This is a genomic window from Streptomyces sp. UF-297 (assembly GCF_058245575.1).
In genome coordinates this window covers 1-13,124 of the sequence record NZ_JBSIBZ010000023.1, presented here as the reverse complement: position 1 = coordinate 13,124, position 13,124 = coordinate 1, and the positions used below count along the sequence as shown (strand labels likewise).

Sequence of the window (13,124 nt, the reverse complement as noted above, 5' to 3'; positions counted from 1 at the left end):
CCCATGCTCAGCTACCTCCTCCGGCGCGTGCTGCAGGCCCTCGTGGTCCTGCTGGCCATCTCCGCCACCGCCTTCGCGCTGTTCTACGCCGCGCCCTCCGACCCCGCGCTGATCGCCTGCGGACCCAAGTGCGACACCGCGCAGGTCGAGGCGGTGCGGCACAGCATGGGCCTGGACCAGCCGATCCTGCACCAGTACGCCGACTATCTGCGCGGCCTGTTCGCGGGGCGCACCATCAGCGACGTCGACGGCTCCCCGATCGCCTGCGCGGCCCCCTGCCTGGGCTACTCCTACACCCTGCACGAGCCGGTACTCGGCGCGATCGCCAGCCGCTTCCCGGTGACCCTCTCGCTGGCCGCGGGCGCCCTCGCGGTCATCCTGGTCCTCGGCATCGGCGCGGGCTTCGTCTCCGCGCTGCGCCGCGGCACCCTCACCGACCGGCTGCTGTCCGGCTTCACCCTCATCGGCGCCAGCGTGCAGATCTACTTCCTGGGCTACGCCCTGCAGTACCTGCTCGTCTACTCCACCGGGCTGCTCCCGCTGCCCGGCTACACGCCGCCGGGCGAGGACCTGGCCGCCTGGGCGGCCGGGCTCCTGCTCCCGTGCCTGGTCCTCGGCTTCGTCAACGCCGCGGTCTTCGCCCGGCTCTCCCGCGCCCAGATGCTGGAGGTCATGCACGAGGGGTACGTGCGCACCGCGCGCGGCAAGGGACTGACCGCGCTGCGCGCCCACCTGAAGTACACCTCGCGCGGCGCCGCCGCCCCGCTGGTGCAGCTGCTCGGCCTGGAGGTCGGCGCGTTGCTGGGCGGCGCGTTCATCACCGAGACGGTCTTCGGGCTCAGCGGCGTCGGCAAGCTCGCCGTCGACGCGGTCACTCAGAACGACCTGCCCACCGTGGTGGGCACCGTGCTGCTCGCCGCCTTCTTTGTGGTGGTGTTCGTGGCCGTCGCCGACCTCGTCGTCGCCTGGCTGGACCCGCGGGTGAGGCCGGCATGACGTACGGGAAAGAGACCATGACGTACGAGAACGAGCCCCCGGCGCCCGCCCTTCGGGTCCGCGGCCTGACCGTCGCCTTCACCGGTCCGCGCGGCACCGTCACCGCGGCCGAGGACATCAGCTTCGACCTGGCGCGCGGCGAAGTCCTGGGCCTGGTGGGCGAGTCGGGCTCGGGGAAGTCCACCGTCGGGCTGGCCGCGATGGGCCTGCACGACCCCGCGCGCACCCGAATCAGCGGGAGCGTGGAGGTCGGCGGCATCGAGGTCGTCGGCGCGCCCGAAGCGGGGCTGCGGGCGCTGCGCGGCGGGCGGATCGCCATGGTCTTCCAGGACGCGCTGGCCTCGCTCTCGCCCTTCCACGGGGTCGGCGCCCAGCTGGCCGAGGCCTACCGGGTGCACCACAAGGGCGCGGGCCGGGCCGAGGCGCGCGAGCGGGCGTCGGCGATGCTGGAGCGGGTGGGCATCGCGGCCGCCCGCGCGGGGGATTACCCGCACCAGTTCTCCGGCGGTATGCGCCAGCGGGTGATGATCGCGATGGCGCTGGTCAACGACCCGGACGTACTGATCGCCGATGAGCCGACCACCGCGCTGGACGCCCGGGTGCAGCGCCAGGTCCTCGATCTGCTGGCCGAGTTGCAGCAGGACCGGGGCACCGCCGTCCTGCTGGTCACCCACGATGTGGGCGTCGTCGCGCACACCAGTGACCGGATGCTGGTGATGCGCGGCGGCCGCACCGTCGAGCAGGGCCCGACCCGAAAGCTGCTGACGGACGCGAGCGAGCCCTACACCCGCGCTCTGATCGGCGCGGCACCCACCCTGGAGACCGTGCCCGGCACCCGGCTCCCGACCGTCGAGGACCCCGAGCCGGTGCCGGGCCCGGCCCGCCGCCCGGCCGCCACGGGCAGCCGCCCGCTGGCCTCGGTCACCGATCTGCGGGTCGAATTCCCGGCCCGGCGCGGCCTGTTGGGGCGCCGGGGTGAACCGGCCCGCGCGGTGCGCGGCATCACCCTGCACATCGCCGAGGGCGAGACCCTGGGCCTGGTGGGGGAGTCGGGGTCGGGCAAGTCCACCACGGCACGGGTGCTGGCCGGACTGCAGAAGCCCACCGCGGGCGCCGTGCGCTTCGAGGGCCGGGACATCGCCCGCGCCGCCGAGGACACCCGGCTGCGCCGGGAGCTGAGCCGCGAGGTCCAGCTGGTCTTCCAGGACCCGTACGCCTCGCTCAACCCGCGCCGCACCGTCGAGGAGACCGTCACCCTGCCGCTGCGGGTGCACACCGCCATGGGTGCGGGGCAGCGGCGCGAGCGCGCGGCGGAGCTGCTGGAGAAGGTCGGCCTGTCCGCTGACCACCTCGCGCGCTACCCGCACGAGTTCTCCGGCGGCCAGCGCCAGCGCATCGGCATCGCCCGCGCGCTGGCCCTTCGGCCGCGCCTGGTCATCGCCGACGAACCGGTCTCGGCCCTGGACGTCTCCGTACAGGCGCAGGTCCTCAACCTCCTGATGGACCTGCGCGAGGAGATGGGCCTCTCGCTGCTGTTCGTCTCCCACGACCTGGCCGTCGTACGGCACTTCTGTGACCGGATCGCGGTGATGCACCGCGGCGAGATCGTCGAGTGCGGCCCGCGCGACGCGGTCTTCGAGACCCCGCGCGCCGGCTACACCAAAGAACTGCTGGCGGCGACGCTCTAGCGTCACCGCGGCCCGATACCTCGTGCCGCCACCCGTGGAGGGGGCGGGTGGCGGCACGAGCACCTCTTCACGCGGCGACGGGCGGCCGTGCCCAGCCCGATGCCGCGATCGCCTCGCGTGCGATCTCCACCACCGTGCGCCCGTCGGTCGCCACCCGCAGCACGTCCCGGGGCGCCTCGGCCTGCAGATACCGCGCCATCCTGACGCCGCGCGCGATGTGCGCGGCCAGCCCGCTGCCGATCTCCCGCCCGGTGAGCCGCTGTTCGGCCGTGGTGTCATCGGCGGTCAGCAGTACGCCGGTGACCCGGCAGCGCCCGCCCATCGCACGCACGAGCAGCTCCGGCTCCAGGACGCTGACGGTGTTGGTGTAGATCAGCCGCCGGTACCCCAGCGCCGAGTAATTGGCCCACATCGCACGCAAGTTGGCCTCGGTCAGCCCCGCCCGGTGCGGATCTCCTTCCGGCGCGGGGAAGGCCTGGTCCAGGTTGTCGCCCTCGATCAGACAGTGCGCCACTTCGAGCTCCTGGAGCTGGGCGGAGATCTCGTAGCCGACGGTGGACTTGCCGACGCCCGAGCGCCCTGCGATGAGCAGCAGCTCGTAGTCGTGGGCCGCCTCGGTCCGTTCGCTGTCCGCGATGCTCATCCGCATCACTTTAGGCGGCCTTGCCGGACCGCGCCCCGACGGGGCGCGGGGGACTGCGCGACCAGCCACGGCGCACCCGCAGCGGGCACACGCGGGCTGCCCCGCCCCCGGGAAGGGGACGGGGCAGCCGTCGGTCGCGGTACGGCTCAGCTGCACTTGCCGGCCGGGCGCGCCCGGGTCACCAGGTCGGTGTGCCCGGTGGTGCCGTCGATCCACACCACGCGCTTGCCGGTGTCGGCCGCGGGGAAGCTCTGCTCACCGCGGTTGCAGGACACCCGGGCCAGGCCCTTGCCGTCCAGGTCGGTCTGGACGAGCTTGGGGAGCCTGTCGTTGCTCCAGCCGCCCTGGCCCGGACCGGTGGCGGGCTTGAAGTGCGTCAGCGTCAGGGCCTGGTCGGAGGCGTTCAGGCCCCAGAAGTAGGCGTTGTCGCTGTTCTCGGGGACGATGTCGGTCAGCCCGGTGCCGTCCAGGTTGGCGCGGCGCAGGCCCTGCCGGTTGTCGTCGGCGATGTCGTCGACCAGCCAGTACAGGTACTTTCCGTTGACCGCCGGGGTGGAGATGCCGAGGTGGCCGCCCTTGGCGGGGACCAGCGTCTGCTTGCCGGTCCGCACATCCGTGATCTCGGTGGAGACCTGCTGCTGTCCGTCGCCGTCGGTGTAGAGCTTGGCGTAGGCCAGCTTGTCGCCGCTCAGCGTCGGCAGGGCGGTGGCCACGTCGTAGCGGCCGCCGTCCACGTAGTGCGGCTCGCGCTCACCGGGCTTGATGTAGGCGACCCGGGGCTGCCCGAAGGGGCTGGACTCCTGCCAGGCGACGGTGGTGCCGAAGACGCGCACATTGCCGACGGTGGTGCCCGCCGACCACAGCTTCTTGACCGGTCCGCCCTTCAGCGGGCGGGTGAGCACGTCCACGCTGTTCGCGCCGTACGCCGCCCAGGCCGCGGTCTTGCCGTCGGTGGCCGGGTAGACGTGGTAGCGGCCGTCGTTGGGGCTGAGCGGCTTGGCGCCGCCCTTGCCGTCGGTGCGGCCCGCGTAGACCGAGTAGGGCTCGCCGCCCTCCTCGTCGGACTTGGAGGCGGCCCACCAGCCGCCGCCCGCGCCCGCGCCGGTCGCCTTGGTGTTCAGGTCGCCGAAGAGCTTGTCGGAGTCGACGCCGATGGCCTTCTCCCAGCCCTTGACGATGCCGTGCGCGTCGAAGGCGCGGGTGATGGACCGCAGCTGCGCGCCCTTGACGCCGAGGTCCTTGGCCGCGGCGAGGACCGCGTCACGGGCCTGGGTGAAGCCGTCGAGGGGAGTGAGGTACTCCGACAGCGCCTTGTAGACGATTCTGTCGGCCAGGTCGCCGCCCAGGTCCTCGCGGATGTCCCACAGCGCGCCGGAGAAGATCGTGGAGTTCAGGTGCACCCCGCCGCTGTCGGTGGCGTAGGTGACGCCGAGGAAGTCCTTGGCGGTGGTGCGGCCGTCGTTCAGGTCGCGCATCGCGCACTGGGCCTTGGACTTGGTACGGCACAGGTCCTCGCCGATCAGCGAGGCCGTGGGGTCGTCCATCGGCGTCCCGGAGGCGGTCACGTCGATGGCGTTGCCGAAGTAGTCGGCCATCGCCTCGTTCAGCGCGCCGGACTGGCCGGTGTAGACCAGGCCCGCGGTGTGCTCGACGACGCCGTGCGTCATCTCGTGGCCCACCACGTCCAGGTCGGCGGAGAGCGTCTTGAACTCCTCGTCGCCGCCGCCGTACACCATCTTCTGGCCGTCCCAGAAGGCGTTGACGAACGGCAGGCCCTGGTCCGTCACCCCCACCAGGGAGTTGATGGCCATGCCCTTGCCGTCCAGGCTGTCCCGGCCGTGCTTGGTCTTGTAGTAGTCGTAGACCTGGCCGGCCGCCCAGTGCGCGTCCACCGCGCCCGACTCGGTGGCGTCCTTGCCGAAGTCCTTGGTGGGGGAGGCCACTTCGGATATGCCCTTGGGCCACTTGCCGGAGGCGTCCCCGGCGTCCACGCCGCGCGCGTCGAACGTGCTCAGCGGGTTCTTGCTGCCGCCCCACTGGTGACGGTGGTCGATGAGCCGGTACGTGCCGGCCTTGGCGTCGTGGTAGAGGTCCAGGTCGACCTTGGCACCGTCCAGCTTCGTACCGCTGCCCGTGGTGCCGGGGAAGCCGTCCTGGCCGCCCTCGAAGTTCTGGATGCCGGAGTACTTCAGCACGGGGAAGCCGGCCGCCGCGTCGATGTAGATCTCCTGCTTGACGGGCGCTCCGGTGGCCGGGTCCTGGCCGGTGACGGTGACGTGGTACGTCAGCACGCCCTTGCCCTGCGGGAGGACGACCAGGCCGTGCGACGTGCCCGTCAGCTGGTCCGCGGCCCCGGCCGCCTTGGCCTTGCCCTTGGCGCCCTTGGCCGACGGGCTCAGCTTGTGCAGGCTGCCCGCCCCGCCCTCGGCGAGCCCGTCGCGGGCCGCGGCGGTGGCGCGCTCGACGGCGGTCTTCTCCGAGACCTCGGCCCGGGTGCCGACCGACAGCCCGGTGAAGTACTTGCCGGAGGTGCCGGTGACGACCCGCTCACCGTCCTTCTTCTCCATCCGCACCAGGTACTGCCCGCCGAGCACCGGCAGGCCCTTGTGCTTCTGCTGGAAGCGCACCGTCTCGTCCGAGCCGCTGCGCAGCGTCTTCTCGGCGCTCAGATTCCGCTGCGGATCGGCGATCTCGTAGCGGTCCTTCTTCTGCGCGAGGTGGCCGCGGGCCGCGTCGGCCGCGCTGCCCGAGGACTTCGCGCTCTCCTCGATGCCCTGCACCAGGGCCGGGGTGAGCGTCCCCTGCCCGGGCACCACCTCGGCCGCCGGCTCCTGCGGCGCGGCACCGGCGGGCGCCGCCGAGGCCAGCAGGGCCGCCGCGCCGAGCAGCGCGGCGCCGCCCGATATTCGGCTTCTGGCGGTTTTTGTCGCCGCTCTTGTTCTTCCCTTGGGCGAGTTGGTCACGTTCCCCTCCACACACCTTGACGGCGCACGTCTGTACTTGCCGTGCACATGCAAGTCGTTGCCCGGATGTGGATCAAGGAATAACGCCTGGTCACAAGTGGGGATGAACACTTGTGTGCGAAGTGGGGCGCGGAACACAATTCCCGACATGAACGAGGGGACCGAGATACGGACGGGCAACGCCCTGCACAGTCTGGGGCTGGGGGAGTTGGACGAGCTGGTCTACGCCGCGCTGCTGCGGCGGCGCGGAGCCGAACCCGGTACCGCCGAGGACGTCATGCGCGAATTGGGTCTCAACCGGACCGAATTGGACGGATCCCTGGCCCGGCTGCGCGAACACGGCTTCACCTTCCGTTACGAGGAACCCTGCCCCGGATCCCTGCCCTGCCCCGCGCCCCCGGCCCTGGCCGTCCGCGCCCTCATCCACCGGCGCCAGGCCGAACTCCACTCCAGGGCCGCGGAATTGGAGTGGCTGCGGCGCGACGCCGACGGGATCGCCGAGCGCCTGGAGCCGCACTCCTCGGGCATGGACGTCCCGGCCGTCGAGACGGTCGGCGGCGCCCGCGACATCCTGCGCAGGGTGGACCAGCTGCTGGCCTCCGCCGAGCGCGAGGTGCTGATCCTGGACCGGCCGCCGTACATCAACCCGTGGGCGGCGGAGGGCGCGGACCCCGGCGACGCGCTCGCCGCGCTGCTGGAGCGCGGGGTGGCCGTCCGTGTCGTCATCGCCCGCGACGGGCTGACCCTCCCGGGCCGGGTGCGCCTGCTGACGCCCTTACTGCGCAAGGGGCTGCGGGTCAGGGTCGCGCCGGACACCCCCACCAAACTCGTCGCGGTCGACGGCCGGACGGCCCTCCTCCCGCCCACCAGCGGTTCGGACCCGACCCGTACGGCCATGGTCGTACGCGACGGACTCCTCCAGAACGTCCTCGGCCCGCTCTTCGAAGGCGTGTGGGAGCGGGCGCTGCCGCTGGCCGGCGGCGGGCCGCGCCCGGCTCAGGAGCACCACGAGCTGCTGAGCCTGCTGGCCGGCGGTTTCAAGGACGAGGCGATGGCCCGCCGCCTGGGCGTCCATGTGCACACCGTCCGCCGCCGTATCACCCGCCTGCTGGACGAGCTCGACGCCCAGACCCGCTTCCAGGCCGGCGCCCAGGCGGCCCTGAAGGGCTGGCTGGGCCCCAAGCCACCGGGCGGCGCGCCGCCCTTGGCCGCCGATGTGACCTGAGCGCCCCAAGGGGTGCGGGGAACTGCGCGACCAGTCACGACGTGCCCGCAGGCGACATACCGCGCTCAAAAGGTGTGCCGCTACCGGCCGTCGTGCGGTGCGAACGCCGCGAGCGCGTCCTCGGCGGAGTTGCGGGCGCGCACGTAGGCGTCGGCCCACTCGGCCGCCCGCGGGTAGCCGGAGCGGTCGGCGATCCGCGCGCAGGCCGCGTCGTAGTCGTACGGGGTGTGCCGCAGCGTGACGGCGCCGCCGCCGGGGCCGAGCAGCGCCCAGTGCGCGCCGGGCCTTCCGTACGGCATGCCCACGCTCCCCGGGTTGACCACCAGCCGCCCGTGCGTGAGCCGCACGAAGGGCATATGGGTGTGCCCGCACACCACCGTCCGTACGGATGCGGGCACCGCCGCCAGCACCTCGGCCCAGCGGCCTTGCGGGAGTCGACCAGGACCGTCTCCTCGTCGTCGCACGGGGTGGCGTGGCAGAACAGGACCCGGCCCAGGCCCGGGACGTCCAGGGTCGCCGTGGCGGGCAGCGCGTCGAGGAAGTCGAGGTCCCGAGCGGTCAGTTGGTCCGCCGCCCACGGCGATATCCGGTCCGGTGCGCCGCGGCCCCTGCCGCGCCGCAGCGCGACCAGCTCGCGGTCGGCGTTGCCGCGGACCCATACCGCGCGCTCGCCCAACGAGTGCAGCGCGGCCAGGGTTTCGCGGGGCAGCGGGCCCGCCAGCAGGTCGCCGGTGAGGACGACGGTGCCGGCGGCGCGTACGTCCGGCTCGTCGAGCACGGCCTCGAGTGCGGGCAGTACGCCGTGGATGTCGGACAGTACGGCGGTGGCGCGGGGTTCGGTCATGGCCGGAGCATAAGTATCCCGGGCACCCTGTTCGGATGCCCGGGAACCGGTCGTGCGGTGCGGCCCGGCTACGCTCAGAACTCGAAGACCTGGCCCTTGCCGTCCGTCATCGCGCAGGAGTTGCCGAAGGTGTGCTGGTAGGAGACCCTCCGGCCCTGCCATACGCCGTCGGCGGTGACCACGATCGGGTTCCACTCCTTGGTGCATACGCGCTCCGACTTCGCCAGCGTCACCGCGTCGAAGTTACCGTTGTGCGCGCGCAGTTGGGCGCAGGCGCCCTTGGCGTCGGGGTGTGTGCCGGCCGGCTTGGAGGAGCAGCTGAGCGAGACCGCCCGCTGGATGGAGGAGGTCGCGGCGTCCTCGCCGTAGCCGACGGTGAGCACCAGCTCCGAGGGCGCGTACAGGCTCATGGGTGCGGCGGGCTGGGCTTGGGCGGTGGTCGCCAGGCCGCCGAGGACCAGCGCGGCGCCCAAGGCGATTCCCCCAGTGATGTACCGCATTCCGAACACTCCTTAGCTCGTTGTTCCTGATATCGGACGAACGATCGGGAGTCTGGCCCAAGGCGGGGAGTGAACGCACATCGCTCGATCGCTTCTGGTCAGTGCTTGAAAACCGAGGGTAATGGCGCGAACGCACGGGACACGCGTTTCGGGGCGGGACCGACGGGTCGCGGTGCGGCCAGCGGGAATGGTGGCCGCTCGCCCTGCCGACCGTTCGGTCGACCGGCCGGAAAGGTGCCATACCTGACGGTCGGTGTGGGTCTGAAGGGCTTTGACAGGGCGGCAGTTATGGCGCGAACCGTGGCCGGGGGTGGGGGCGTGGTGAGGGTGGTGTGGCGATTGGGGTCAGATGCGCAGGGGTACGCGGGCGTGGTGGTAAAAGGCGCAACGCGGACTGGCGGAAAACTTGTGAAAGTTTTCGCAAGCCCGCAAGGGTCTTTGGTCCCCTGAATCACCGCAGCTCAAAGCGGGTTCCTCGGCCCCTCCTCCGATCTTGCGCGCCCGCTCACTGTGTGCAGTGGATCGAGGAGCCCTCGATGGCGGCGACCGCGCCGCTGATGCGCCACGAGGGCGTCTCCACCATCCTGGCCACCGGCGGCAACGCGATGGTCAAGTCCGCCCACTCCTGCGGCAAGCCGGCCCTCGGGGCCGGCGCGGGCAACGTCCCCGCGTGCGAGGGCGAGCCGCTGACCCTCGAGACGCTCTCCCCGGTCCTGGCCGCGCTCAAGGCCGGGGGCGCCTGGCACGGGCTCGAACCGGCCGCGCGGATGGTGGAGTTCCACGGCCTGGGCCACGGCGCCGCGATCCACACCGAGGACGAGGAGCCGGCCGAGGAGTTCGGCAGGCGTGTCAAGGCGGTACGCGTCATCGTCAACGACCCCGCCACCTTCGGCGGCATCGGCGACGTCTGCAACGCCTTCCTGCCCTCCCTGACGCTCGGCTGCGGCTCGTACGGGCACCACTCCGTCTCCGGCAACGTCAGCGCGGTGCACCTGATCAACATCCAGCGGATCGGACGGCGCAACACCGGCATGCAGTGGTTCAAGGTCCCGCCGAAGATCTACTTCGAGCGCAGCTCCCTTCGCTACCTGGGGGGAGACGGACGGCATCGAGCGGGTCACCCTCGTCACCGACCGGACGATGGGGGGCTCGGCTGCGTCCAGAAGGTCATCGACATCCTCCGGCCCCGGCCCTCGGGCGTCGCCCTCCAGGTCATCGGCGCCGTCGAGCCCCACCCCGAGCCGGCGGCCGTACGCAGCGGCGCCGCGCGGATGCGGGGCTTGTGCCCCGACACGATCGCTGATGTACGAGCACCCGGAGGTCGAATTCGCCGACACCAAGGAGAAGTTCTCCGACATCCGCAAGCGCGCCTTCACCTTCCCCGGCCTCGGCGAGAAGGCGCGGCTGGTCGCCGTTCCGACCCCCTCGGGCGCCGGCAGCGAGGTCACCGCCGACTCCGGCTCCGACGCGCTGACGCACGCCACCGAGGCGTGTGTCTCGGTCTACGCCAACGACTACACCGACGGGCTGTGCCTCCCGGCCATCAAGCTGATCTTCGAGAACCTGGAGCGCTGTGTGGTGGACGGCGCCTTCGCGCCCGAGGCGCGCGAGAAGACGCACAACGCCTCGACGGTGGCCTGCCGGTGTTCCAGGAGACGCAGCGGCTGATGCGGCAGGCGTACTACGGGCGCTGAGCCAGCGCCGCAGGATGAGCCGTCCGGCTACCGTGCCGGGCGGCTCTGCCGTATGCCGCATTACGGTATACACCCGGCAATATGCATGATCCATCCGAGAAGAGGACCCCATGGCTGGCAAGGCCGACTGGCGCTGGCGCCGCACCTGCCGCAGGCTGCGCACCCACCGCATCTGGAAGCTGCCGGTGTTCCTGCTCGCGGTGGGCATCTTTCTGGCCTGGCTGCTGCCGTTCCTGGACCGGGTGGGCTTCGAGGTGGCGCGGGACATGGGGGAGGGACTGGTCCCGAACATCGACTCCGGCGCCATGGCCACCCTGCTCGGCGCCGTCGCCGGCGGCATGATCACCCTGGCCGGTCTGGTCTTCACCGCGCTGACCCTGGCCATGCAGTTCGGCGCCGGGCAGCTGTCCGTACGGGTCGTACCGCTCCTCCAGCAGGACCCGCTGATGCGCTGGGCCACCGGCACCTTCATGACGACCTTCGTCTACACGCTGATGATCTCGGTACGGCTGGCGGTCCACGAGGAGGACTACCGGCCGGTGCTGTCCATGCTGTTCGCCATCGCGCTGTCCGTGGTCTGCGCCGTCCTCTTCTTCGCCCTGGTGGCCAGGGTCAGCGGCGTGCTCAACTCCGGGACGCTGCTGCGGACCGTCGCCCTGCAGGGCCGGCGCGCGGTGGCCCGTACGCATCCCTTCCCGGACCCGGCCGCACCGCACGGCGCGGCAAACGCCCCCGGCGCAGCCGCCCCCGACGCCGCGCAGCCGACCGCCCTGAGTCTGGGCAGGCCGCCGCGCTCCGGCCAGATCCTGCTCGCCTTCCATGCCGAGCGGCTGGAGAAGCTGGCCCGCACCTGGGGCGTACGCATCGAACTGGTCCCGGTGGTGGGCGACTTCGTGGCCCTCCAGGCCCCGCTCTTCCTCGTGCACGGGCCCGTCGAGCGGGTCCGCCGCCCGGCGCTGCTGCGCTGCCTGCTGTTCGGCGAGACCCACGGCTCCACCGCGGACCCGGCCGGTGCGCTGCGCACCCTGGTCGACATCGCGCTCAAGGCGCTGTCCCCGGCGGTCAACGACCCGGGGCGGGCGGTGCAGGCGCTGGACCACATCGAGGACCTGCTCGCCGAGCTGGCCCCGCGCCTGGCCGCCGCCCAGGAGGCGGGCGAGGGGGCCGCCTTTTGCCACCGCACCCGCTCCTGGGCCGACTACGTCTGCATCGGCACGGACGAGATCCGGCACTTCGGCGCCACCTCGATGCAGGTCCAGCGGCGGCTGCGGGCGCTGTGTACGACGGTGGCCCTGGTGTGCACCCCCGAGCAGACCGGGCCCCTGACCGCCCGGCTGGAGACGATGGACGCCGAGGTCGGCGGCCAGTGGCCGCAGGAGCTGGACCGCTGTCTGGCCCGCCGCCCGGACTCCCAGGGGCTGGGCACGGAGGGCGGCAGCGAACTGGACACCGCCGGCCGGGCCTGCGCGAGCTGATCCGCCTGGGGAGCCCCGTCCGCCGCGCTCATCGCCGGTGTCCCGGTCCCGGCCGGGGCACCGGCGCTCACCCCTCCCCGAGCATCTCCAGCACCTGCCGCGGCCGGTTGGTGATCAGGGCGTGCACGCCCAGCCGCAGGCACAGTTCGACATCGGCGGGCTCGTCGACCGTCCACACGTTCACCCGGTGCCCGGCGGCCCGCAGCCGGGGGACGAGGTCGGGGCGGGCCCGTACGAGATCGATGCCGGGGCCCGCGATGCCGACGCCCGGCGGCAGGGAGGGGATCCGGCCCGGCAGCGAGGGCAGCTTGGCCGGGCCCGTCAGGCGTCCCGTGCGCTCCGTCAGCAGGACGGTGGGCAGGGCCGGGGCCAGCCGTCGCAGCCGCGCCAGCGCCAGGCGGGAGAAGCTCATCAGCTCCACGGGCGCCGCGCCGTCCGCGCGCGGCGCGGTCAGCCCGTAGCGCTCCAGCAGCCGCACCAGCTCGCGCTCCACCCGTCCCGCGGACCGGGTGGGGTGCTTGGTCTCGATGTTCAGGCCGACGGGGCGGCCGGCGGAGGCCACCAGCTCCAGCAGGTCCTCGAAGAGCAGTACGGGCGCGGGCCCGGTGCCCTTCCAAGTGCCGAAGTCCAGCGCGGACAGCTCGGCGAGCGTCATGGCGGAGACGGTGCCGCTCCCGTTGGACGTGCGGTTCACCCGCCGGTCGTGCACACACACCATCCGCCCGTCGGCGGTCAGCCGGACATCGCATTCCAGGGCGTCGGCGCCGTCGGCGATCGCCTGCTCATAGGCGGCCAGGGTGTGTTCGGGGTGGTCGTGCGAGGCGCCGCGGTGGGCGACGATGCGGGTCGTACGGAGCGTGCGGGGAGCGTTGTCGATCACCCGGCCAGTCTCACACGCGCCTCCTGCGGCGGGACGAACGGGCGGTGTCCCGCCGCTCCCGGCCCGGTTTCAGGCGCCCTGTGCCCCGCCCGGCACCGACAGCCCCGAGCCCAGATCGCGCAGGCAGCGCACCGCCAGGGCCGCCGGGCTGCGGTGGCGGCCGGTGTCCTCCTGCTCGGCCCAGGTCTCCACCGCGATGCGCATCGCGGTGTTCGC

At 72.5% G+C, this 13,124-nt stretch carries 8 protein-coding genes and 2 pseudogenes; 5 read left to right on the top strand and 5 right to left on the bottom strand.

The annotated features are described in order from the left end of the window. Positions 1 to 3: 3 nt before the first annotated feature. Both AC4IJH_RS15900 and AC4IJH_RS15895 read left to right on the top strand, forming a co-directional pair. Positions 4 to 996, top strand: coding sequence for an ABC transporter permease (locus tag AC4IJH_RS15900; protein ID WP_490852344.1), 993 nt, complete (start codon positions 4 to 6; stop codon positions 994 to 996). Then, entirely contained in the window at positions 993 to 2,684 is a 1,692-nt protein-coding gene (locus AC4IJH_RS15895) for a dipeptide ABC transporter ATP-binding protein (protein ID WP_490852343.1), read from the top strand. Before AC4IJH_RS15900 ends, AC4IJH_RS15895 begins: the two co-directional genes overlap by 4 nt. Positions 2,685 to 2,751: 67 nt before the next feature. Here the strand turns inward: AC4IJH_RS15895 and AC4IJH_RS15890 are convergent, their stop codons facing one another. Both AC4IJH_RS15890 and AC4IJH_RS15885 read right to left on the bottom strand, forming a co-directional pair. Further along, complete coding sequence (locus AC4IJH_RS15890; protein WP_490852342.1) at positions 2,752 to 3,327, bottom strand: DEAD/DEAH box helicase family protein; 576 nt, start codon at positions 3,325 to 3,327, stop codon at positions 2,752 to 2,754. A 146-nt stretch (positions 3,328 to 3,473) separates the two neighbouring features. Then, positions 3,474 to 6,290: a M4 family metallopeptidase gene (locus AC4IJH_RS15885; protein WP_490852341.1), complete on the bottom strand. Its 2,817-nt coding sequence runs from the start codon at positions 6,288 to 6,290 to the stop codon at positions 3,474 to 3,476. 148 nt (positions 6,291 to 6,438) lie between these two features. Between AC4IJH_RS15885 and AC4IJH_RS15880 the strand changes: the two genes are divergently transcribed. Then, positions 6,439 to 7,515: a helix-turn-helix domain-containing protein gene (locus AC4IJH_RS15880; RefSeq protein ID WP_490852340.1), complete on the top strand. Its 1,077-nt coding sequence runs from the start codon at positions 6,439 to 6,441 to the stop codon at positions 7,513 to 7,515. 80 nt (positions 7,516 to 7,595) lie between these two features. Here the strand turns inward: AC4IJH_RS15880 and AC4IJH_RS15875 are convergent. Next, a pseudogene (locus tag AC4IJH_RS15875) lies at positions 7,596 to 8,359 on the bottom strand (metallophosphoesterase family protein). A gap of 74 nt (positions 8,360 to 8,433) precedes the next feature. After that, positions 8,434 to 8,859, bottom strand: coding sequence for a subtilase-type protease inhibitor (locus AC4IJH_RS15870; protein WP_490852339.1), 426 nt, complete (start codon positions 8,857 to 8,859; stop codon positions 8,434 to 8,436). 497 nt (positions 8,860 to 9,356) lie between these two features. On the opposite strand from AC4IJH_RS15870, the pseudogene AC4IJH_RS15865 reads away from it, so the two are divergent. Together AC4IJH_RS15865 and AC4IJH_RS15860 are read left to right on the top strand one after the other, a co-directional pair. Further along, a pseudogene (locus AC4IJH_RS15865) lies at positions 9,357 to 10,497 on the top strand (bifunctional acetaldehyde-CoA/alcohol dehydrogenase); the annotation flags it as partial. 166 nt (positions 10,498 to 10,663) lie between these two features. Then, the gene (locus AC4IJH_RS15860) at positions 10,664 to 12,028 is read left to right on the top strand and encodes a DUF2254 domain-containing protein (protein WP_490852338.1); all 1,365 of its coding nucleotides are present in this window, start codon (positions 10,664 to 10,666) and stop codon (positions 12,026 to 12,028) included. 67 nt (positions 12,029 to 12,095) lie between these two features. Here AC4IJH_RS15860 and AC4IJH_RS15855 read toward each other — a convergent pair whose 3' ends face one another. Further along, positions 12,096 to 12,908: a glycerophosphodiester phosphodiesterase gene (locus AC4IJH_RS15855; protein WP_490852337.1), complete on the bottom strand. Its 813-nt coding sequence runs from the start codon at positions 12,906 to 12,908 to the stop codon at positions 12,096 to 12,098. Positions 12,909 to 13,124: the final 216 nt, after the last annotated feature.